Source organism: Rhodococcus opacus B4 (assembly GCF_000010805.1).
GTDB lineage: Bacteria > Actinomycetota > Actinomycetes > Mycobacteriales > Mycobacteriaceae > Rhodococcus_F > Rhodococcus_F opacus_C.
The window spans coordinates 2501773-2523394 of the sequence record NC_012522.1 but is presented as its reverse complement, the minus strand read 5'-3'; the positions used below and the strand labels follow the sequence as shown (position 1 = coordinate 2523394).

General features: G+C 68.1%; 18 protein-coding genes. 4 read left to right on the top strand and 14 right to left on the bottom strand.

Annotated features, from left to right (window positions below):
• Positions 1-42 precede the first annotated feature (42 nt).
• The 9 genes from ROP_RS11665 to ROP_RS11625 all read right to left on the bottom strand — a co-directional run bounded on the left by ROP_RS11665 (position 43) and on the right by ROP_RS11625 (position 9249).
• Positions 43-1479, bottom strand: coding sequence for an amino acid permease (locus ROP_RS11665; protein WP_012689548.1), 1437 nt, complete (start codon positions 1477-1479; stop codon positions 43-45).
• Positions 1480-1647: 168 nt separating this feature from the next.
• Positions 1648-3108 (bottom strand): aldehyde dehydrogenase family protein, encoded by a 1461-nt coding sequence (locus ROP_RS11660; protein WP_012689547.1) that lies wholly within the window; start codon positions 3106-3108, stop codon positions 1648-1650.
• Complete coding sequence (locus ROP_RS11655; protein ID WP_012689546.1) at positions 3105-4004, bottom strand: NAD(P)-dependent oxidoreductase; 900 nt, start codon at positions 4002-4004, stop codon at positions 3105-3107. Before ROP_RS11655 ends, ROP_RS11660 begins: the two co-directional genes overlap by 4 nt.
• Positions 4005-4238: 234 nt before the next feature.
• Positions 4239-4544: a hypothetical protein gene (locus ROP_RS11650; protein WP_012689545.1), complete on the bottom strand. Its 306-nt coding sequence runs from the start codon at positions 4542-4544 to the stop codon at positions 4239-4241.
• A 739-nt stretch (positions 4545-5283) separates the two neighbouring features.
• A complete protein-coding gene (locus ROP_RS40355; protein WP_162471087.1) occupies positions 5284-5487 on the bottom strand; it encodes a hypothetical protein in 204 nt (67 codons plus the stop codon).
• A 45-nt stretch (positions 5488-5532) separates the two neighbouring features.
• Positions 5533-5838: a WhiB family transcriptional regulator gene (locus tag ROP_RS11640; RefSeq protein WP_012689543.1), complete on the bottom strand. Its 306-nt coding sequence runs from the start codon at positions 5836-5838 to the stop codon at positions 5533-5535.
• A gap of 199 nt (positions 5839-6037) precedes the next feature.
• Entirely contained in the window at positions 6038-6955 is a 918-nt protein-coding gene (locus ROP_RS11635; protein ID WP_148222447.1) for an SGNH/GDSL hydrolase family protein, read from the bottom strand.
• Positions 6956-7042: 87 nt separating this feature from the next.
• Positions 7043-7798 carry an IclR family transcriptional regulator gene (locus tag ROP_RS11630; protein WP_012689541.1) on the bottom strand — a complete coding sequence of 252 codons (756 nt, stop codon included), beginning with the start codon at positions 7796-7798 and terminating at the stop codon, positions 7043-7045.
• Positions 7795-9249 (bottom strand): APC family permease, encoded by a 1455-nt coding sequence (locus ROP_RS11625; RefSeq protein ID WP_193384886.1) that lies wholly within the window; start codon positions 9247-9249, stop codon positions 7795-7797. The genes ROP_RS11630 and ROP_RS11625 overlap by 4 nt, the downstream gene beginning before the upstream one ends.
• A 420-nt stretch (positions 9250-9669) precedes the next feature.
• Here ROP_RS11625 and ROP_RS11620 point away from each other — a divergent pair, with 420 nt between their 5' ends.
• From ROP_RS11620 to ROP_RS11605, 4 genes are read left to right on the top strand one after another with little or no spacing between them, the layout of a single operon-like run.
• Entirely contained in the window at positions 9670-11175 is a 1506-nt protein-coding gene (locus tag ROP_RS11620) for an aldehyde dehydrogenase family protein (protein WP_012689539.1), read from the top strand.
• A 47-nt stretch (positions 11176-11222) separates the two neighbouring features.
• Positions 11223-12716, top strand: a complete 1494-nt coding sequence (locus ROP_RS11615) for an APC family permease (RefSeq protein WP_012689538.1) — start codon at positions 11223-11225, stop codon at positions 12714-12716.
• The gene (locus ROP_RS11610) at positions 12713-14659 is read left to right on the top strand and encodes a primary-amine oxidase (RefSeq protein ID WP_012689537.1); all 1947 of its coding nucleotides are present in this window, start codon (positions 12713-12715) and stop codon (positions 14657-14659) included. Before ROP_RS11615 ends, ROP_RS11610 begins: the two co-directional genes overlap by 4 nt.
• Before the next feature lie 5 nt (positions 14660-14664).
• Positions 14665-15114 carry a hypothetical protein gene (locus tag ROP_RS11605; RefSeq protein ID WP_012689536.1) on the top strand — a complete coding sequence of 150 codons (450 nt, stop codon included), beginning with the start codon at positions 14665-14667 and terminating at the stop codon, positions 15112-15114.
• 52 nt (positions 15115-15166) lie between these two features.
• Here ROP_RS11605 and ROP_RS11600 read toward each other — a convergent pair whose 3' ends face one another.
• From ROP_RS11600 to ROP_RS11580, 5 genes are read right to left on the bottom strand one after another with little or no spacing between them, the layout of a single operon-like run.
• Positions 15167-16462, bottom strand: coding sequence for a lysine N(6)-hydroxylase/L-ornithine N(5)-oxygenase family protein (locus tag ROP_RS11600; protein ID WP_012689535.1), 1296 nt, complete (start codon positions 16460-16462; stop codon positions 15167-15169).
• Positions 16459-17895, bottom strand: a complete 1437-nt coding sequence (locus tag ROP_RS11595; protein ID WP_012689534.1) for an aldehyde dehydrogenase family protein — start codon at positions 17893-17895, stop codon at positions 16459-16461. Before ROP_RS11595 ends, ROP_RS11600 begins: the two co-directional genes overlap by 4 nt.
• Positions 17896-17949: 54 nt before the next feature.
• Positions 17950-19278 carry a salicylate synthase gene (locus ROP_RS11590; RefSeq protein ID WP_012689533.1) on the bottom strand — a complete coding sequence of 443 codons (1329 nt, stop codon included), beginning with the start codon at positions 19276-19278 and terminating at the stop codon, positions 17950-17952.
• Complete coding sequence (locus tag ROP_RS11585) at positions 19275-20882, bottom strand: (2,3-dihydroxybenzoyl)adenylate synthase (protein ID WP_012689532.1); 1608 nt, start codon at positions 20880-20882, stop codon at positions 19275-19277. The genes ROP_RS11590 and ROP_RS11585 overlap by 4 nt, the downstream gene beginning before the upstream one ends.
• Positions 20879-21514, bottom strand: coding sequence for a GNAT family N-acetyltransferase (locus tag ROP_RS11580; protein WP_012689531.1), 636 nt, complete (start codon positions 21512-21514; stop codon positions 20879-20881). The genes ROP_RS11585 and ROP_RS11580 overlap by 4 nt, the downstream gene beginning before the upstream one ends.
• Positions 21515-21622: the final 108 nt, after the last annotated feature.

Below are 21622 nucleotides of genomic sequence, written 5' to 3'. Positions count from 1 at the left end.
AGCAGGCCGCACCCGGGTTTCTGGGTGCGGCCGACTCGGTTGTCAGGGATGCAATGCGGGATGGTCGTTGTCCGGGGACCGGTTCGGGGTCGGCGCGATGTCTACTGTCCGGCGGGTGGACAGGTAGTAGCCGGCAAGGAGCACGACGGCCCAGATCGGCAGGGCATAGAGGGCGATCCGCTGACCCTCGTCGAACGCGAGCAGGACGGTGACCGCGGTGAGGAAGGCGAGGGTGGCCCAGCACAACGGCTTGGCGAGCGGCAGCCGGAAGGCACTGGCGGGCAGGTCGCCGCGTTCGACGCGGCGCCGGTAGACGAGGTGGCAGGCGACGATGACGCCCCAGGACCAGATGGCGCCGAGGGTGGCGACCGAGGAGATGTAGGAGAACGCCTTCTCCGGGACGATCGCGTTGATCGCGACACCGACCAGCATCAGCGAGCCCGACGCGATGATCGCCGCCGCCGGGACGTGCCCGCGGTTGGTCTTCTCGAACATTTTCGGGGCCACCCCGTCGGAGGCGAGCTTCTTGAGCAGGCGGCCGTTGCTGAACAGGCCTGCGCTGCACGACGACAGTGCCGAGGCGAGGACGACGAAGTTCATGATGCTGGCGGCGGCGGGGAGCCCGATCTGAGTGAAGCCCTTCACGAACGGGCTCGAGTCGGCGTTGAACTGGTCCCACGGGAACAGGGAGAGCAGCACGACCAGGGTGCCGACGTAGAAGATGCCGATCCGCCAGGGGATGGAATTGATCGCCTTGGGCAGGACGGTGGCCCGGTCCTTCGTCTCGGCGGCAGTCATGCCGATCAATTCGACGCCCTGGTAGGAAAAGACCACGATCTGGAAGGCGAGCAGCACAGCCAGCAGACCGTGCGGGGCGATACCGCCGTGATCCCACAGGTTGGCGATACCGCCCTCCTGACCTGCCTTACCCACATTGAAGACGAGAGCGAAGATTCCGCCTGCAATGAGGGCGACGATGGTGATGACCTTGATGGAGGCGAACCAGAATTCGGCCTCACCGAAAAAGCCGACCTTCGCCAAGTTCAGACAGACGAGGGCGATCAGCGCGATGAGGGCGGTCAGATACTGCGGCATCGAGGGAAACCAGAACTTGACGAAGATGCCCGCGGCGGTGAGCTCGGCCATGCCGATGATCGTCCAGGTGATCCAATACCCCCAGCCGGTGATGAAACCGTAAGCAGGACCGAGGAACTCGCGGGCGTACTCTGCGAAACTGCCGGTGACGGGCCGGTACATCAGCAGCTCCCCGAGGGCGCGCATGATGATGAAGATGAACACGCCGGTGATCGCGTAGACACCGATCAGGGCCGGTCCGGCGTAGGAGATTCCCTTGCCGGAGCCGAGGAACAGGCCCACTCCGATGGCGCCGCCGATGGCGATCATCCGGATGTGTCGTTTGTTCAGGCCTTGTGCGAGGCCGTCCTCGTTCAACTGTTCGTGCGAACTGTCGACTGTCATGGTGTGTCCTTGTGTCCAGGGTCGGCGAGGACGACCGTGGCACGCAGGGGTGCCGGGCGTCGCTCGGTTGCTCTAGCTGGGGTTCGGATCGACTGCGGGAGAGGCGCAAGTCCGAGGACGCCCGAGGGGCTCCCGGCGCCGCCACAGCGGCGCCGGGAGAGGCGGGGATCAGACCGCGATGGTGATGTTCTTGACCTGGGTGAAGCTTTCGAGTGCCCCGTCGACGGAGTACTCGCGGCCGAGGCCGGACTGCTTGATGCCGCCGTAGGACATACCGGGAAGCTGACCGCCGCCGCGGTTGATCTGCACCCAGCCGACCTCGAGGGCATTGGCGGTGCGGATCGCCTTGGTGATGTCCTTGGTCCACACGTAGCCGGCCAGACCGTAGGTGCTGTCATTGGCCGCGGCCAGGACCTCGTCCTCGTCCTTCCACGGGATGACCACGAGGACGGGGCCGAAGACCTCTTCGCGGGTGATGTCCCAGTCGGCGTCGGCGCCGGTGATCACCGTCGGGGCGACGAAGAAGCCCTCGCCGTCGAGCGGGCGTCCGGGGCCGCCGGTGATGACGGTGCCGCCCTGCTCGATGCCGGAGTTGATGTAGCGGCAGACGGTGTCGAACTGCTTCTCGCTGACGATGGCCCCGATGTCGGTGGCCTCATCCAGCGGGTCGCCGATCGTGAAGCCGGCCAGCTTGTTTTTCAGCTTCTCGAGGAACGAGTCGAAGATGTCCTCGTGCAGGTAGAGCCGCGAGCCTGCGGTGCAGGACTGACCCTGGCGGGTGAACCGCATTCCGGCGATGACGCCGTCGACGGTGGCGTCGTCGTCCGAGTCCGGGAACACGATCGCCGGCGATTTGCCGCCGAGTTCGAGGGTGACCGGCACGATCCGGTCCGCTGCCGCGGCGAGGATGTCCTTGCCGACTCCGGTGGACCCGGTGAAGGTCAGCTTCGCGACGTCGGGGTGCTTCGACAGCGGCACACCGACCCTCTGTCCCGACCCGGTCAGCACGTTGAGCACCCCGGCGGGGAGGATTTCCGCGGCCCATTCGGCGAGCTGGAGCACTGCCAGTGGGGCGAGTTCGGCGGTCTTGAGGACCAGAGTGTTGCCCATCGCCAGTGCCATGGCGATTTTCAGCGACGACAGGGTGACCGGGGCGTTCCACGGGACGATGCCGCCTACGACTCCGAGCGGTTCGCGCACGGTGTAGCTGACGAGGTTGTCACCGAACGGCAGGGTTTCGCCCTTCTGCTCGGAGGCGATCTGGCCGTAGAAGCGGAAGATGTCGGCGCCGCTCGCCGCCTCACCGCGTGCCTGGGTGCGCAGGGCGTTGCCGGTCTCCGAGGCGATGATCCGGGCGAGTTGTTCCTGGTTTTCGGCGATCTTGTCGCCGATCTTGATCAGCAGTGCACCACGGTCGCGGGCAGGCAGTGCCTTCCACGGTCCGAATGCGGTCTTGGCGGCGGCGACGGCGCGGTTGACGTCGGATTCGCCGGAGTTCGGAATGAGGGCCAGAACCTCACGGCGGGCAGGGTTTTCGACCTCGATCCAGTCACCGGAATCTGCTGGGCCCCATTCGCCGCCGATGAGCTGGCTGACCTTGGTGGCGGTGGTCATGGTGGAGGTGCTCACTGGTGGTTTCCCTTCGTCTGCAGGCGAATGCCGGTGAAGTCTTCGTAGAACTCGACGACGCTGGTGAAGTCCTTGCCGCCGCGGCCGTCGCGCTGGCCGATGCTGAACAGGTCGCGCACCAAGCTGGTGATCGGGGTGGGGAGTTCGGACTTGCCGGCGGCGTCGAGGAACAGCCCGAGATCCTTGTGCATGAAGTCGAGCGCGAACCCGGTGGGTCGCTCCTCGGTGAACAGGGTCTTGGGGAAGTAGTTGCTCAGCACGTTGCTGTTGGCCGAGCTCTTGGTCAGCACCGCGACGGCGGTGTCGAGGTCGACGCCGGCGGCGACGGCACTGCTCAGGCCTTCACCGAGGGCGACGATGTTCGCGGCGGTGACCTGGTTGTTGGCGAGCTTGATCGCCTGGCCGCTTCCGGAGGGTCCGACGTGGAAGATGTTGCCCGCGTAGGTTTCGATGAGCGGGATCACCTTCTTCACCGAGGCTTCGTCGCCGCCGAGCATCACCGCGAGGGTGCCGGCCTCGGCGCCCTGGACGCCGCCGCTGACGGGTGCGTCGAGGAAGCTGGCACCGGCGGCCTGCGCGTCCTGGGCGAGACGACGGGTGGTGTCCGGGTCGATCGTGCTGTGATCGACGATGACCAGGCCCTGATTGCGCTGCTGCAGAACCTCTGCGACAACGCCTTCGACGATCGCCGGGGTGGGCAGGCTCAGGAACAGCGCCTCGGCCTTGGTCGCTGCCTCGGCCGGAGAGGCCACCGAGCGGGCACCGAGGGCGACCGCTGCGTCGACGGACGCCGTGTTCAGGTCGTACACCGCGACGTCGTGACCCGCCTTGACCAGGTGTGCAACTACCCGGCCACCGATGTTTCCGAGGCCCACAAAGCCAACGGTGGTTGTCATCAGTTGCTCCTATCGAAGATGTGTTTCTGCTGATCCGTGAGGATCCGACGTTTGGTACGCCGTCAACACTAGGAACGCGTGAGCTGGGTCACGACCGGCAAATGATGAGAGGTTTTCGCGATCTGCCCTACATTTGTCGAGTCGCCGGGGTCAGAGCGTCGACCAGCGGCTTCGGCAGCGCCCGGTTACGGCATTTCGCGCGGGGGACATGTGGTCCCCGTCGCAGCGATGTCGTCACCAGGATCGGCGGGCCCGGGTACAGCGACATCCGGAACTGGAGCAGGCCTGGGTCCTCCCTTTTTCCACCGCCGGCGCAGCCGCAGTTCGGAGATGCAGGTCGTGAAGTACACGAACAGGAACACCGCCGGAGGCGTTGATGAGGAACAGAAACACCGTGTCCGGGAACAAGGCCGCGAGCATCACGCATCCGGAGTTGAACACCGACAGCACCACAACCAGGATGACGAGGTTGAGCAGGTTCGCCGTACCCGGAATGCCGATTCGATCCAGGGCGGCGACGAAGCACCCGCCGACCGGCACGGCATCTGGTTGAGCTCCGCGTGGTGCGCGTCGCGGCGGCTACGTGCTTTCCTCCCGTAGCCGCATCGAGTGTCCTGGGCCGAGGATTCCGCCCGAGGAGGGTTGCCCTTCGGCGTCGTGTTCGCGGTGATGGCCGCGATTGTGCGGGGACGTGGACTGGATGGTCGAGGACACCGAGCGGTGGGTCTGGCGTGGAACGGAACGCTACTTAACCCTAAAAGGGCCAAAAACACTAAAGAAAGCCAAAAACACTAAAGAAAGCTAAAGAGGCTGGTGGTGTCCTCCCCATGGGGAACCCGTTCACCCCGTCGTTCGGTGCGCCCCCCGGCTCTGGTGGGTCGCGCCGATCTCGTCGCAGACTTCGGGGACGCCCTCGACGACGGTCCCGGTGTCCCGGTCGCGCGACGATCTGCACCGGGGCGCGCGTGCCGACCGCCATTCCCTGAGGGCGGTGCCCCTAGACGAGGTGGCACGGGCGATTCGTGAGCCGATCGAGGGAACCGGGCGCGCGATCGCCGACGCCGACTGCCGCACCGCGGCAGAGGCGACGAATGGCTAACCGTTTCTGATTCAGTTTGTCGGATAACATATTTGGAGTCAGAACCGGACCGCGGCCGTCGTCTCCTCAGACGATGTCACCGTCGGTGTTGCCGCGGCACGTCGCCGGATCGGCTCGCTGGTCCTCGAGCCCAGCCTCGCGGGAATCTCCGATGTCGATCGCAGGTTCCTCGTCGCGATGTCACACGATGACGGCCCGAGCCGGATCGGCCAGATTGCCGTCAGACTCGGTGTCGACGGAACCTACGCCAGCCAGTACCGCCTGCGCCTGATCGACGCCGAGCTGATCGCTTCGGTCGGTCACGGGAGCCGATTCGGCGGCCGCGATCGTGACGACCTCTACTCCGGTCATGGAGAAGATGACCACCACCACGCCGACGAACAAGGTGGCCAACCCGTTCGGCAATCGTCACGGAGAGTCCGGAACCGGTCAGCGGCGCTCGCCGGAGCGGGTTCGGCGAGCGTGGCGCCGGCGGTCGGCCTCGGTCATCCCTCCCCAGATTCCGTACGGTTCGTCCGCTGCCAGGGCGTGGTCGCGGCACTGGGCGAGGACCGGGCAGTCCTCGCAGATCTGCTGGGCGTTCGCCTCGCGACGGGCCCGGGCCTGACCGCGTTCGCCGTCGGGGGAGAAGAACACCGACGATGCGACTCCGCGGCACGCGGCGACCTCGCGCCACCCCTCGTGATGGGGTGCGGCCGCGGGGGCCCGTATTCCTGACGTTTCTGCCAACAGCACTGCGGTCCTTCCGTTCCCGGCCCGTGGCAGATCCACGTGCCGGGAAACCGATGTCGATGTTCTGTGTGTGAGTGTCGGTATCGGTTACGGCCGTTGCCGGATAACAAACCGTACGACCCGTTTCAAGGGTATACCGGATGGGCTTCCGCGTGTGCCACCAGGTCGGGTATCCGCAGTGCCGTGCCTGCCCGCCCGCCGGTCACAAAAGGGCGGTGACGACCAGCGAGGCCATCGCGTTCAGCCCCTCGTGGGTGGGGTGCAGGGGCATCGTGAACGACTGGGGGACGAGGCCCTCGAACCAGCGCCGATCGGGGCCGGCGCACGCATCGTGCCCCGTCGCCGCGGCGGCCACGTCGACGAACCGGGCGCCGTTGGTGCGCGCTGCATCGGCGAGAACGTTGTTCATTCGCACGAAGAACTGCACCACGAAGGCGGCGTCGGCGTCGCTCGCCGGGACGAAGGGCCAGCAGCCGCGGTCACCGAAGATGCCCCCGTGCCCCACCAGGAGCACTGTTGCGGCCGGAGCCTTCGCGGCGATTGCGGCCAGGGTGGTGGAGACCTTCGGGCCGAGCACCGCGAGAGCGTCGTTCATGCGCCGCGCCGTGATGGCGTCGCCACGACACTTCGCGTCCAACCCCGGGGCGGGCGTGTAGCAGGGCTCGACCAACGACGACCACGCGATGTCGTTTCCGCCGATGCTGACGGTGACGAGCGTCGTGTCCGGCCGGAGGGCCCCGATCTGCGGAGGCTGCGGCCCGGTGACGGTGAATTGCGGTGTTGTCGTAATATTTTCGGTCTTCGCGCCCGCGCACGCCCGGCTGACGTACGATGCCGGGCTCAGGGTGTCGGCGACGATCTGGGGGTACGCGTCGGATGTGCGGAAGCACCCGTCTCGAATCGACAGCAGATCCTGAGGTGACCCGGTGGCGCGCGAGTCACCCAATGCGACGTACCGGACGGGGGAGTCCGGTGCGGCGTCCGCCGCGGCCGGCTGAGTCCACGGGAGCGCGAGCGCCACCACGCACGCGGCGAGGACCGGGGGCAGTCCCGGCTTCACGGGACCGCTTCGAGGGCGACCGGATGGTGCGGGCCCGGCGGGTTTTTCGTCATCACTCATCTTATTTCCGTCCGCCGGATATCGCCTGACTTCGACGGACCGGCGCGTGAATACTCGGAGAAAATTCGGGCCACGGTCGACGTGACGTCAGGCCATCAGCGGGGCGAGCCGTTCCGCGTGCTCCCGCAGTGACGGGACGTGGCGCAACATGAGGTGTTCGTGATCGACGTGCCCCGACAGGGCCAGGCTGCCCACGAGCGTCCCCGATCCGGACCGGACGGGGACGGCGACACACGCCGACGCGTCCCGCAGCTCCGCGAGTTGGGTGGCGAACCCCCGGCTGCGGATCAGGTCCAGATTCGCGATCAGTTCGCTCCGCGCGACGAGGGTGCGGGCCGTCAGCGCCCGGGGCTCCCAACGGGGGATCACGGATTCGAGTTCCGACTTCTCCGCGAGGAGAAGCTTGCCGACCGCACACGCGTACAGGTGCTGGTTGAGAAACGACTCGTCCTCCGGCGGCGGATATTCGGGGTCGGCGTCGGCGGTGCGGACGGCGACGTTGGTGTAGTAGAAGAGGTGGACCCCGAAGCGCACCGACAGTCGAAGCTCGGCGAGGACCTCCCGCGCCGCCGCACACACGGTGGGCACGACGGCGGCGTCGACGAGGACCCCGATCTTCTGGCCCAGGGCGAACCCCGACAGGTCGGGGAGCCGCACCACATAGCCTTCGCCGACGAGGATGTTGAGCAGCCGGTACGTGGTCGCCGACGGCATCGACAGGCGGGCGGCGATGTCTTTCGCCGTGACACCCGAGCCGGCGCGGGCCACCTCCTCGAGCACCCGCAGTGCGCTGGTGACGGCCTTCGGCTGCCGACCCGACAGGGCCCTGTCGTCGGGGCTCACCGGCGGACCTCCCACGGGCGGTAGCGGCCCAGCAGGTCGTCGGCCACGGCCTCGTCGTACACACCCATCCGTTCTCCGATTCCGGGGGATCGCCTCGCGCGGATCGCGAACACCGCGGCGCCGAGGAGCATGAGAAGCACGTAGACGGCGGTCGCCGCACCCGCGACGTACGTTCGCGAGAACGCCGCCCACCCGACCAGTGCCACCATCGCCGTCGCCGCCAGCGCGCCGATGACCAGGGGGAGCCGGGTCAGTTCGCCGATCCGCCGGAGGAACGCCGGCGTCGCGACGCACAGCAGCACGTACGCGAGGACGTAGCCGTGCGCGGACACCGCGAGCAGCCCGATCAGGACGTCGCGGCTCGAACCGCTGACGAACAGGTAGACGACGGGGACGGCGACGATCACCGGCATCGCGGCCGCCAGCGCCACGTGCGGGGTGTGGAACCGGTGGTGCGTCCGGCCGAACACGGTCGGAACCACTCCTTCGCGGCCCATCGCGAACAGGGTTCGCGACAGTGCGGTCGTCGAACCGAGGACGCAGGCGAACCAGGAGGCGGTGATGCCGAGTTCCATCACGACCGACAGCGCCGACGACCCGGCGCCGGACGTGTCGGGCAACGTGAGGACGATCGGCAGCGAGTCGACTCCCTCTCGCACCGGCTCCGGCAGTTGCAGGGCGGCCGCGAACACGTACAGAACGCCCAGGGCGATCGGGGTCCACCGGATGGCGCGCGGAACGGTGACGAACGGGTTGCGGGCTTCCCGCGCCACCGTGCCCGCGCTCTCGAATCCGACGAACGACGTGATCGCGAGCAGCACGGCGAACCCGACCGCGGACCCCGATTTCGCGCCGCCCGCCGACGCGGTCGCGCCCTCCCGGACCGATTGGACGAACGCGACGACGAGGGCGGCCGAGGCGGCGACGATGGCGAAGACCTCGATGGCGAGCATGATCCGCGCCGACAACTTCACCCCCCGGATCATCAGCAGCAGGGCGAGCAGCCCGACGATCGCCGCGAGGACCGCGATGAGCGTTGACCCCGTCGGAAGTCCGACCCGGCCGAGTAGCGCCGCGAGGTAACTCGCGGCGCCGAGCGTGCTCGCCATGGCGGCGGCGGCGTAACCGACGAGCAGCGACCAGCCGCCGGCGAAACCGGGGACCGCCCCGAGACCCTTCACGATGTAGCTGTAGAGACCGCTGACGGCCACCATCCGCGTGGCGAACTGTCCGACGCAGTAGCCGACCGCGGTCATCAGGATCGCCGCGGCGGCGAACACTGCGAGGGTCGCCCGGCCGGCGTCGGGGATGACGAGAGCGGGCAGCGTGACCATCACCGCCGACGGTGCGACCGCGGACACGGACTGCCCGAGCACCTGGACGAAGCTCAGGCGCGCGCGCTCGAGACCGGCGACCGGTGATCTACTTCTGATTCTCGGTGTACCGGACACCACGCACCTGCTCTCCACACTTTCGCGCCTGCCCGCACGTGATCGACCCCGGGCTGCATGAGTTGCACGCTAGCGCAGGAGTCGAGCGTGATGCGCCGATCGGAATTAATTTTCGATCACCTCGAATGAGAATGGCCGGAGAATGCGTTCCCCATTCCGCACCCGGGTTCGGCGCGTAGGGCAGATCAACTGGGCCGACCCGGAAAAGTCGAATGAGAATCGACGCCGCCGCGGCCGGAAATGTCGAATGAGAATGCCGCAACCGCGGATTCCCATCCGGATTCAGTAGTGACCGGCGACACATCCGGGGTTTATCGTGGGTTCAGGCCGCAGCACGACGAGGCGAAAATTACCGCCAAAAGTGTTCTGCAGAAGCCGGATTCAATCATAGATTCATTCACTCCCATCGAAGAGGACATGATGACTGCAGTCGTTCACTCCCCAGCAGCCCTCGACCCCCGAGTCGTCGACTTCGTGTCGTCGCCGAAGCGCATGTTCGTCGACGGCCGCTGGGTGGACTCGGCGTCGGGCCGCACGTTCGAGACGGTCGATCCCGCCACCGGACAGGTGATCACGACGGTCCCGCACGCCGGCGTCGAGGACGTGGACCGCACGGTGGCAGTGGCCCGGCGGGCCTTCGAGTCCGGGCCGTGGCGCTCGATCACCCCCGCCGAACGTCAGCGGATCCTCTGGAAGATCGGCGAGGGAATCCTCGCCCGGGCCGATCAGTTCGCGCAGCTCGAATCCATCGACAACGGCAAGTCCGTGGCGGTCGCGAAGGCCGTCGACGTGACGTGGGCGGCGGAGATCTTCTTCTACTACGCCGGCTGGGCCACCAAGATCGAGGGCCGCACCATCCCCGTGTCCGTGCCGTGGGCGCCCGGGGCACGATTCCATGCGTTCACCACCCGCGAACCGATCGGCGTCTGCGCGCAGATCATCCCCTGGAACTTCCCGCTGGTGATGGCCGCGTTCAAGGTGGCCCCGGCGCTGACCTGCGCGAACACCATGATCCTCAAGCCTGCGGAGCAGACCCCGCTCACTGCGCTGCTCCTCGCCGAGGTGATCGCCGAGGCCGGCGTCCCCGACGGCGTGTTCAACGTGCTCACCGGTTACGGCGACATCGGCGCGGCGCTGTCGAGTCACGACGACGTCGACAAGGTCGCGTTCACCGGATCCACCGAGGTGGGAAAGAAGATCGTGAACGCCGCGTCGGGAAACCTGAAGAAGGTATCCCTCGAACTCGGCGGCAAGAGCCCACAGGTGATCTTCTCCGACGCCGACCTCGAGGCCGCGATCCCGGGCGTCGCCAGCGGGTTCCTGTTCAACCACGGTCAGGCCTGCACGGCCGGAACGCGTCTGCTCGTCGAGGATCGGATCTTCGACGAATTCACGTCCGGGGTTGCCGATTTCGCGAAGTCGCAGAAGATCGGGCCGGGCCTCGACCCCACCAACGACATCGGACCGCTGATCTCGCAGGAGCAGTTGGGCAAGGTCACCGGATACATCGACGCCGGGCTCGCCGCCGGTGCCCGCGCCCTCGCCGGTGGCGGGCGGCACGGCGACACCGGCTACTACGTCGAGCCGACCCTGCTGGTCGACGTGAACCGCGACTTCAGCGTGTACCAGGAGGAGATCTTCGGACCGGTCGCGGTCGCGGTGCCGTTCAACCGTGACGAAGGGGTCCGCGCCGCGGCCAACGACACGCCCTACGGCCTCGCCGCCAGCGTGTGGACCCGGGACGTCTCCCGCGCCCACGAGGTGGCGGCCGAGATCAAGGCGGGCACGGTGTGGGTGAACTGCCACAACGCGTTCGACACCGCACTTCCGTTCGGCGGCTACAAGCAGTCCGGATGGGGACGCGAACTCGGTGAGGGCGCCATCGGTGAATACACCCAGAGCAAGTCCGTGAACATCGCGCTCTAGATTCCCGGCCGCCCCCACACCTCGCCTCGTGAAAGTCGAAGGAAGCCATGACAACCAACGCCTCAACGCACTCGAGTGCAGTCAGCGACGGCGCGTCTCGCAAACTGGCAGGCACCCTCGGTCCGGGTGCCATCGTGTTCATGGTCGTCGCGGCGGCGGCCCCGTTGACCGTGATCGCCGGCACCGTCCCGCTGGGGATCTCGGCGGGTAACGGCGCCGCCTATCCCGCGTCGTACGTCGTCTGCACGGTGGTGTTGCTGTTCTTCGCCGTCGGATTCACCGCGATGGCCAAGCACCTCCCCGGCGCCGGCGCGTTCTACACCTACGTCACGCAGGGCCTGGGCAGGCACGCCGGTCTCGGCTCCGCGTTCCTCGCGCTGCTGTCGTACACCGCCGTCCAGGGCGCGGTCTACGGATACATCGGGGCCGCCGTCAACGATTTCGTCACCGCGCACGGCGGTCCCGAACTTCCCTGGTACGTGTGGGCTCTGGCCGTGACCGCGGTGGTCGCGGTCCTCGGCTACCGGCACATCGACCTGTCCGGCAAGGTGCTCGGCGTGCTGCTCGTCTGCGAGGTCGGGATCGTCCTCGTCATCGATGCCGCCGTCATCCTCCGCGGCGGTGGAGACGAGGGGTTCTCGACGGCGGCGTTCCACCCCGGCGAGTTCTTCTCGGGGGCACCCGGCATCGCCCTGATCTTCGCCATCGCCGGGTACATCGGATTCGAGGCCACCGCCGTCTTCCGCGACGAGGCCCGCGACCCGGGTCGCACCATCCCCCGGGCCACCTACCTGGCGCTGCTCGTCATCGGCGGCTTCTACGCACTGTCGAGCTGGGCGATGGTCAGCGCATGGGGCGACGAGGGCGCCGTCGCCATCGCGACGGAGAACCCGGAAGGCATGATCACCGAGACCGCCACCCGCTACGTCGGCGCGATCGCGGGCGACCTCGTTCAGATCTTCCTGATCACGAGCCTGTTCGCCGCGCTGCTGTCCTTCCACAACGTGCTGTCCCGGTACATCTTCTCCCTCGGGAACAGCGCGGCCCTGCCCGCCGGCTGCGGCCGTTCGCATGACAGGCACGCGTCGCCGTACATCGCGTCGGTCGTGCAGACGGCGTCCGCGCTCGTTCTGATCGTCGCGTCCGCCGTCGCCGGGCTCGACCCGGTGACCGAGGTGTTCGCCTGGTTCGCCGGGGTGTCGTCGGTCGGCATCGTCGCACTGATGACCCTGACGTCCGTGGCCGTCCTCGTCTACTTCGGCCGGACCCGGGTGGACCGGCGACTGTGGAACACGGTGATCGCACCCCTGCTCGGGCTCGTCGGCCTGGCCGGGCTGCTGATCATGACCGTCGCCAACCTCCCGCTTCTCGTGGGCGGGTCCAGCACACTCGCCGCCGTCATCGGGGTTCTGCTCGTCGGAACCTTCGCCGGGGGAGCCGCAGTCGCCGTGCTCAGGCCCCACGCCGCACGACACATCGATACCGCTGCGCCGCAGCACCACACGAACGACACCGTCCTCGACAAGGAGATCGCACGATGAGTACCGCCACCACCGAGACCCCGGCCACCGTCGGTTCCGCCGCCCCGGATCATCCGCTCACCCCGTTGTCCGCGGACGAGATCCGTTCGGCGAAAGCACTCCTCACCGACGAGGGCCTGGTCGGCGAGAACGTGCGCTTCGTGTTCGTCGCACTCGCCGAGCCGCACAAGTCGACGGTCCTCGCGTTCACCCCGGGCGATCCGATCGAGCGCCGCGCCCGGATCCTGCTGCTCGACCGGTCCACCGGCATCGGCACCGACCTCGTCGTGTCGGTGACGGAGAACCGTGTGATCAGCTCCACCACGGTCGATTCCGCCACCGACGGTCACGTCCCGATTCTCGACGAGGAGTTCGAGGACATCGAGGCGTTCCTGCTCGGCAGCTCCGACTGGCTCGCAGCGATGGCGAAGCGGGACATCGAACCGTCGAAGGTCCGGGCGGTTCCCCTGTCGGCCGGGGTGTTCGGCCACGAGGACGAGGTCGGGCACCGCATCGTCCGCGTACTCGCCTTCCACCAGGAGGACAAGGCGGACCTGCCGTGGGCGCACCCCATCGACGGGGTGGTGGCCTACGTGGACCTCACCGAGCGCCGCGTCGTGAAGGTGGTCGACGAAATCGAGCTACCGGTGCCCGCCGAGCGTGGTGAATGGGACGCCGAACCGCACGCGAGGCCCACCCGTACCGATCTCAAGCCGATCGAGATCACGCAGCCCGAGGGTGCCAGCTTCTCCGTCGACGGCAACGAGATCACCTGGGCCGACTGGAAGTTCCGCTTCGGTTTCGACGTGCGGGAAGGACTGACACTGCACCAGCTGTCGTTCGACGACGGGGGAGTCGAGCGTCCCGTGATCTACCGGGCGTCGATCGCGGAGATGGTGGTCCCGTACGCCGATCCGTCCCCGGTTCGATACTGGCAGAACTACTTCGACCAGGGGGAGTACCTGTTCGGCCGGTACACGAACTCGCTCGAACTCGGCTGCGACTGCCTCGGTGAGATCCAGTACTTCGACGTCACCATCGCCGACGAGGCCGGCGACCCGCGGGTGATGAAGAACGCGATCTGCCTCCACGAGGAGGACTACGGCGTCCTGTGGAAGCACACCGACATGTTCAACGGCATGACCGAGACCCGCCGCTCGCGTCGCCTCGTCATCTCGTTCTTCCTCACCATCGGCAACTACGACTACGGGTTCTACTGGTACCTCTACCTGGACGGCACCATCGAACTCGAGGCGAAGGCCACCGGAATCGTGTTCACCTCCGCCTACCGCGGTCCGGAGGGATTCTCCACTCAGATGGCACCCGGGCTCGGTGCCCCGTTCCACCAGCACCTCTTCTCGGCCCGCCTCGACATGGCCGTCGACGGGACCGTGAACACTGTCGAGGAAGTGGATGCCGTGCCCGTCCCGATGGGGCCGGAGAACCCGTGGGGCAACGCGTTCCGCTGCCAGAAGACGAAGCTGACCACCGAATCCGAGGGGCAGCGCACCGCCGACAACCTCAAGGCCCGGGTCTGGCACATCACCAATCCCACCAAGCAGAACCGGCTCGGCCAGGACGTCGGGTACGCCCTGCACCCCGAGGGGCAGCCGGTGCTCCTGGCCGACCCGTCGAGTTCGATCGCCGCCCGCGCCGCGTTCGCGACGAAGCACCTGTGGGTGACGCAGTACGACGAGTCCGAGCGCTATCCCGCAGGCGACTTCGTCAACCAGCATCCGGGCCAGGCCGGTCTCCCGGCGTTCGTCGCGGGCAATCGCGACATCGAAGGCGAAGACCTGGTGCTGTGGCACACGTTCGGGCTGACGCACTTCCCCCGGCCCGAGGACTGGCCGGTCATGCCCGTCGACTACGCCGGGTTCAAGCTCAAGCCCGTCGGGTTCTTCGACCGCAATCCCGCGCTCGACCTGCCGGCGAGCACCGCGAAGCACTGCTGCGAAGGCTGAACGTCGTGTCTACCGTCTTCACTCCGGCCGCCCGCCGCACCAGCCACTGGTGGCGGCGGGCGGCCGCGGGCCTCGCGGTCGCCACGGCGGGGCTGCACGCCGGGACACTCGGTGAGCATGCGGCGTCTTCGCCGATGGTCGGGGTGGTGACCCTCGCGATGATCCTCGGATGCCTGTACTGCGCGGGGCACCTGTGGACGCGGGGTTCGAACCGGGACTGGGGACTGGTCGCGATGATGAACGTCGGGATGATCGCACTGCACCTGACCGTGATGAGTCCCGGTTCCGGAGGTGGCAGCCACCACGGGCACGCGATGCATGCGGCGGCGACGGCTCCGATGACCCATGTGATGTCACCCGCCATGTCGGCGGCACTCGCGACGGCCGCGCTCGAAGCGGTGGTCGCCGTGACGGTGCTGTTCTACCGCAGCCGGCTCGACCAACCCCCCACGTGAGCGGCAACGCGTGCCCCGGCACACTTTGCCGCTCACCTGGGGGCGTTGCCGCTCACGTGGGGGTGGCGCGATGGGCGAGCACCGAATGCAGGACCTCACCGGCCCGGACCGCGACATTGGACAACAGCGACGACGTGATCCCGTGCGTGGTTTCGGTTCCACCCTGGAGGTAGATGCCCGCTCGCAGGCACGGGTCGGTCCGCAGGCGATAGTCGCGGGACACCTCCCGCGACGACTCGGTCGAGGGCAGGAAGTCGCCGAACAGCGGGCGCAGCGGCGCCGGGGTGTATCCCGTTGCCAGCACGACGGCGTCACACGTCAACGTCTCGACGCTTCCGTCCAGCAGATTCCGGATCGAGACCTCGAGCCCGCGGTCCGTCTCGACGGTGTCGGCGATCGTGGAGGCCCGGCGCATGAACAGGCGGCGCTCGCCCCGGACCCGTTCCTGATACTCCGTGGCGTAGAGGGCGTCGATGAGTTCGGAGTCGACCGCCGAATAGTTGGTGCCACGGTGCAATCGCAGAAGCCGGTCGCGCTCCTGCGGGGGTGCACGATGCAATTCGTCGACGGTGCCGGGGTCGAAGATCCGGTTGGCGTAGGGACTGTCGTCGGCCGGGCTGTAGCCGAATCGGGCGAACACGCTGTGGATCTCGGCGTCTCGATAGGTGGCGTGGAGGTACTGGACGACCTCTGCCGCGCTCTGTCCGGCGCCGAGCACGACGAACCGCCCGTGTACCGGCTCGGGTAGTTCCGCCATCCGGGTGAGGAAATCCTTGTTGTGGAAGCAGCGAGCCGACGGGGTCACCCAGTCCGGAATCCGGGGCGCCAGACCGGTACCCAGCACCACGTTTCGGGTCCGGACCTGTGTTCCATCGGCCGTCTCGACCAGGAACTGGTCGGCGACGCCCCGGTCGTCGAAGAGCGGGCGCACTCGCTGCACGGACGACTCGTAACGGACGTCCGCATCGACCTGCTCGGCCGCCCACCGCAGGTAGTCCTGGAACTCGTACCGTGACGGGAAGAAGGTCTGGTGATTGACGAAATCGACCAGGCGGCCGCGAACGAACAGGTAATTCAGGAACGTGTACCGGCTCGTCGGGTTCCGCAGTGTCACCAGGTCTTTCGGGAAAGCGACCTGCATCGTCGCGCCGTCCAGCAGCATCCCCGGATGCCACGAGAATCTGTCCTGGCTCTCGAAGAACAGGGCGCCGATTCGCTCTCCCGGTGGGCAGGCGGAGTTGTGTTCCGCGACCGCGATCGCGAGGGACAGGTTGGACGGACCGAATCCGACGCCGACGATGTCGAGAACGACTGGGTCGCCGGGTATCCCCCTGGACTGCCCGGTCATGGTCCCGGCCGTCCCGGCGCCGGCAGTGGAACGCTGTCTTCCTCGTCCAGTTCGGCGCCGAATATCTCCGCCAGGTCGGGCACCACCGGCGGAAGCGGGTAGGACACCGTCGTCGTGTTCAGGAAGTGGCGGAAGGTGATGTTCACCGACCGGCTGCAACCACCCCAGCTTCCGCTGGACACGGTCGACGTGAACGCGACACCGTTGTCGAAACTTCCGGCGTTCCCCATCGTGGACTGGTTCACCATCACCCGGCAGACGTCCGTCGCGGCGGCCAATTGCGCGACCCGGTCCCGGGCGACCTCGTCGTCACCGGTGTAGATGCCGCAGCTGTGTCCCGCCCCGCTGTGAGCGAGGATGCGCCCGAGTTGCTCTACCGCCGAGCCGAAGTCGGAATACGGGGCGACGGTGACGAGCGGCGTCAGCTTCTCGGTGAAGAGCGGGTGGCCGGGTTCGGGCCGCGGACGCTGGACGATCAGACCCGCCACCGCGTGGTGCGCCGGTGGCTCGAAGCCGCAACGGTCGGCGATCACCCTGGCCGGGCGGCCGACGAGCGTCCGGTCGTGCACCCCGTCGCGCCAGAGTGTGCGCTGCACGAGGGCGGCCTGCTCCTCCGTGCACAACCATCCGCCGCACGACACCAGCGCGCGGACGAGTGGTTCGAGCCGGCTCCGGTCCACTAGGACGTTGCTCTCCGACGAGCACGAGGTCCCGTTGTTGAACGCCGCGCCCGCGATGATCTTCGACGCGGCGTCGCCGATGTCGGCCAGGTCGTCGACGATCACGGTCGCGTTGCCGGATCCGCCGCTGACCGCGGGCGTCCCGCTGCGGTACGCCCGCTGCACGGTGTTCCGCCCGCCCGTCGCGACCACGAAGTCTGCGGCCGCCATCAGGGCGGACGTGAGTTCGCGGTCGGGGGCGTCCAGTAGTTGCACCAGATCCGGGTCGGCGCCGGTGCGCCGCAGACCGGTCCGGATCTGTTCGACCGCGACCGCCACGGCGGCCGCAGCCACCGGGTGGGAACCGATCACGACCGCGTTGCGGGTCTTGAGCGCCGACAGCACATTGGTCGCGACGGCCGTGCACGGCGCTGTCGCCGGCACGACGACCGCGATCACGCCCAGCGGTTTGGCCCACGTCACTGTGCCGCGGGCGGCATCGCGCGCGACCTCCCCGACGGTGCGCTGCCCGTGCATGTCCCGCAGAGTGCCGAGGACCCTCTTCCGGTGCAGTGTGAACAGGTCGACGACGTCGCCCATCCGGGTCGCGTCGACGGCCAGCCGGGCGAGCAGGGAAGCGTTTTCGGCCCGAAAGCATTCCCAGCCGACGGCCCGGACGACGTCGTCGGTGCGCGATTGGTCCCATTCGCTGGTGGTGGCGCGGGCCGCCCGGGCCCGCCGGACTGTTCCCTCTGCCGCTGTCTCTGCCTGCATAGCTACCCTTCGTGGGTGTGTTTCGCCGTCTCTGTTCCGGTGCACCGGGGCCGATCACTCTCGCGCAGGAACGAGATAGGGCGCGATGCTGGCGAACTTCTCGCAGGTCTCCTCGAACTCTCGGTCCGGCGACGACTGTGCAATCACGCCGGCACCGGCCCGCAGCCACGTCCGGCCGTTCTCGGCGTACACGGCCCGCAGGACGAGGGCCGCCTCGAGCGATCGCCGATGTGAGACACGCACGACCGCACCGGAATACAATCCGCGCGCGGCTTCGTCGAGGCGGAAGATGGCGTCGACGGCAACGGCCTTCGGCACGCCGGAGACCGTCACGGACGGGAACAGCGCTTCGAGCGCCTCCCAGTTGGTGCGGCCCCGCGCCAATCGCCCCTGGACGGTGGAAGCCAGATGCTGGACGCTGCCGCGCTGGCGGACCGACATGAAATCCGAGACGCAGGGGCTTCCCGGCTCGGCGATCGAGGCGACGTCGGCGAACGAGGCACGAACCGAGACCGCGTGCTCGGTGATCTCCTTCGGGTCCGTCTCCAGCTGGGTGCGGGCGAGGAGATCGAGATCCGCGCCGCGGCCGAATGCGCGGGTGCCGGCGAGCGGTTCGGTGGTGACGAGGCCGGCGGCGTCGACCGCGCCGACCAACTCCGGGCTGAAGCCGGTGGCCGCGAGCCCACCGAGCCGGAGGAGGAACGACCGGGCGGGGGAGTTGTGGGTGCGTCCCCGGACATAGGTGGCGGGGAGGTCGACCGCGAACGGGACCGTGATCTCCCGCGAGATAATAACCTTCTGGTAAGCGCCGCAGCGGATCTCCTCGACGGCCTTGGCGACGCGGTCGCGATAGGACGTCGGGTCGGTTCGCACGTCGACCGCGCCGGTGGCGGGAGGCGGGTCCACCGTGGGCGTGAGGAGGAGTTCGCGGACCCGGGCGCGCGTGGCGTCGTCGCCGCCGTCGATCCGGGCTCCCGACTCGGTGACGCGAACTTCGATGTGTGGGACGAGAAGCCGGGCCAGCTTGGTCGGCGCCTGCAGGCGCGCCGCGGACCGCAGGTGATACGCGCAGAATTCGAAGCCGATCCAGCCGTAGACGCTCTGCCCGTCGACGGGAAGTGAACTCAACGCGTCGTCGAGGGCCCGGGCGGGCAGCCCGGACCACGCCGACACGCGGTCCTGTCGGTCCCACCGGACGCGCAACGAGTCGGAGTCGAGTTCGATCGCCCCGCGGGTCCCGCCGGCGAAGGTCCACTCTCCCGGACGCTCGTAGACCACGTAGTCGTCGAATCCGCCCGCCGATGCGAGGCGGGCGACCGCCGCCACGGGATCTCCGTTCCTCGCGACCCACAGGGGGTCCTCGCCGCCGGTCACCGCACTCATCCGATGTCCGCGGCAACCGCACGTTTGTCGATCTTCCCGACTGCCGTGACCGGCAGGTGCTCGACGACGTGGAGCAGGTCGGGGTGCTTGAACGGTGCCAGACCGCGTCCGGTCAGAAAGTCCTTGAGCTGCGCGAGGGTGGGCAGGGTGTCGTCGACGACCATTGCTGCACAGACTCGTTCACCCAGATCGTCGTCGGGCAGGCCGATCACCGCGACCTGGACCACGGCCGGATGCGCGAGCAGGTGCTCCTCCACTTCGCCGGCGGACACGCTCTCGCCGCCCCGGTTGATGACGTCCTTGATGCGGCCGGTGACGACCAGGTGACCGGACGGCAGTCGGCGGACCAGGTCGCCACTGCGGTAGAAGCCGTCGGCGGTGAAGGCGCGGGCGTTGTGCTCGGCGGCGCGGTAGTACCCCCGGATCGTGTAGGGACCGCGTGTGAGCAACTCGCCCTCCGTTCCGGCGGGGACGTCGTTGCCGGCGTCGTCGACGATCCGGACCTCGTCCAGTTCGGACAGCGGCCGGCCCTGGCTGGTCGCGACCAGATCGTCGGGGTCGTCGAGCCGCGTGTAGTTCAGCAGCCCCTCGGCCATCCCGAACACCTGTTGCAGCGCGGCACCCAGCCGCGGCCGGACCTCACGGGCCGCGTTCTCGGCCAGCTTCGCACCGCCGACCTGCAGCAGCCGCAGCGAACCCGGATCGGCGGATTCCCATTCGGTGGCGGTGCACCACAGTTGCGCGAGCGGCGGCACCACGGCGGTGACGGTGGCGCGGTGTCGTTCGATGGCGGCGAATGCGGACTCGGGGCTCGGGTCGGCGAGGAACGTCACGGCGCCGCCGACACCGAACGTGCCGAGGATGCCGGGGCAGGCGAGTGGGAAGTTGTGTGCGGCAGGCAATGCGACGAGGTAGACGTCGTCTCCGGTCAGGGCGCACACCTCTGCGCTCGCCCGCGCGTTGTACGCGTAGTCGTCGTGTGTGCGGGCGATGAGTTTGGGAACACCGGTCGTCCCCCCGGAGATCAGCAGCACCGCGACGTCGGCCGGATCGACGGTGGGGAGCTCGCGAACAGTGGCGGGAACCGACGCCAGCGAGGTGAATTCCCTGGCGTCGCCGTGCACGAGGACGTGTTCGACGGACGGCGCGGCGGCGCGCACGGCCCGTGCCAGCTCGCGGTAGTCGTACCCGCCGACGCGGTCGGCGACCACATAACCGATCGCACCCGACAGTGCGGCGAGGTGTCCGATCTCCCGTTCGCGGTGTGCGGGCAGGCACAGCACGGGGATGGCGGCGGCCCGGAGCAGCCCGAAGAACACCACTGCGAATTCGGGAACGTTGGGGAGCTGGACGACGACCCGGTCGCCGGGGGCGAAGCCCATCCGCATCAATCCCGAGGCCATCCGGTCGGCCGCCGAATCGAGTTGCGCGTAGGTGGTCGTGTCGTCGGCCAGGATGGCCGGGCGTTGCGGCCAGCGGTGCGCGGCACGCCGCAGGATGTCACCGAGTGGTTCGCCCCGCCAGTATCCGCACGCCCGGTATCGGTCGGAGTCGGCGTCGGGGAACGGAACGAAACCGACTCGGTGGTCTGTATTTTCGCTCATGTGCGCGCTGTCGGGACGAACTCGGGCGCCCGGACGGTGGCGTACAGGGCGCGACGCCGATTCGCGGTCTCGTGTTCGCCGAGAAACGTCGCTCCCACCGACTCGAGCGCCCGGCGTGCGGACGCGTTGCGGTGGTCCGGGTCGTACATGATCCGATTGCACTGCGGGTCATCCCGGAAGACCGCGAGGACGCCGGGTGCGAACGCGGCGGGCCCCAGTCCACGGCCGGTGTTGTCGTCGTCCGCGATGGCGATGTGCACGCCGATGTCGTGCGGATCGGCGTAGTAGCACCGGGCGATGCTGTCCTGGGCGGCCCGGTAGAGCTCGACATAGGCGGAGCCGACGCCGAGCTGGGTGTAGATCAGGGGCACCGAGTAGCTACCCGCGAGCTGGGCCCGGAGATAGTCGCGCCACCGTGGCACCGGCCAGGCCGAATCCCAGGCTTCGACCAGGTGGGGGCGCTGCATCCAGTCGGCGATCACCTCCGGATCGGGTCCGTCGGGGTCGGGTATGCGCACTTCGTAGGGGTCGCCGAGCTGGGGTACGGGCGGGGCGGGGACCGCCAGCACGTCGGCTGGTAGCCCGGTACGTATCTGGCGATACAGCAGGTCGGTCGATTCGAATCCGGTCATCGGGGTCCCGCCTCTCTCGGTTGCCGGCTGAGGCGGTCGAAATTGCTGTTCGCCGGAAATCTCGGAGTGGTTTCATTTAGGCTAGGCTCACCCATTCTAGGGAAGGCA

Bases quoted from the DNA above. Each gene is read 5' to 3' on its own strand.
- ROP_RS11665 (WP_012689548.1), bottom strand. From the start codon at position 1,479: ATGACAGTCGACAGTTCGCACGAACAGTTGAACGAGGACGGCCTCGCA.
- ROP_RS11655 (WP_012689546.1), bottom strand. From the start codon at position 4,004: ATGACAACCACCGTTGGCTTTGTGGGCCTCGGAAACATCGGTGGCCGG.
- ROP_RS11635 (WP_148222447.1), bottom strand. From the start codon at position 6,955: ATGAGTGATGACGAAAAACCCGCCGGGCCCGCACCATCCGGTCGCCCT.
- ROP_RS11620 (WP_012689539.1), top strand. From the start codon at position 9,670: ATGACTGCAGTCGTTCACTCCCCAGCAGCCCTCGACCCCCGAGTCGTC.
- ROP_RS11615 (WP_012689538.1), top strand. From the start codon at position 11,223: ATGACAACCAACGCCTCAACGCACTCGAGTGCAGTCAGCGACGGCGCG.
- ROP_RS11610 (WP_012689537.1), top strand. From the start codon at position 12,713: ATGAGTACCGCCACCACCGAGACCCCGGCCACCGTCGGTTCCGCCGCC.
- ROP_RS11600 (WP_012689535.1), bottom strand. From the start codon at position 16,462: ATGACCGGGCAGTCCAGGGGGATACCCGGCGACCCAGTCGTTCTCGAC.
- ROP_RS11595 (WP_012689534.1), bottom strand. From the start codon at position 17,895: ATGCAGGCAGAGACAGCGGCAGAGGGAACAGTCCGGCGGGCCCGGGCG.
- ROP_RS11590 (WP_012689533.1), bottom strand. From the start codon at position 19,278: ATGAGTGCGGTGACCGGCGGCGAGGACCCCCTGTGGGTCGCGAGGAAC.
- ROP_RS11585 (WP_012689532.1), bottom strand. From the start codon at position 20,882: ATGAGCGAAAATACAGACCACCGAGTCGGTTTCGTTCCGTTCCCCGAC.
- ROP_RS11580 (WP_012689531.1), bottom strand. From the start codon at position 21,514: ATGACCGGATTCGAATCGACCGACCTGCTGTATCGCCAGATACGTACC.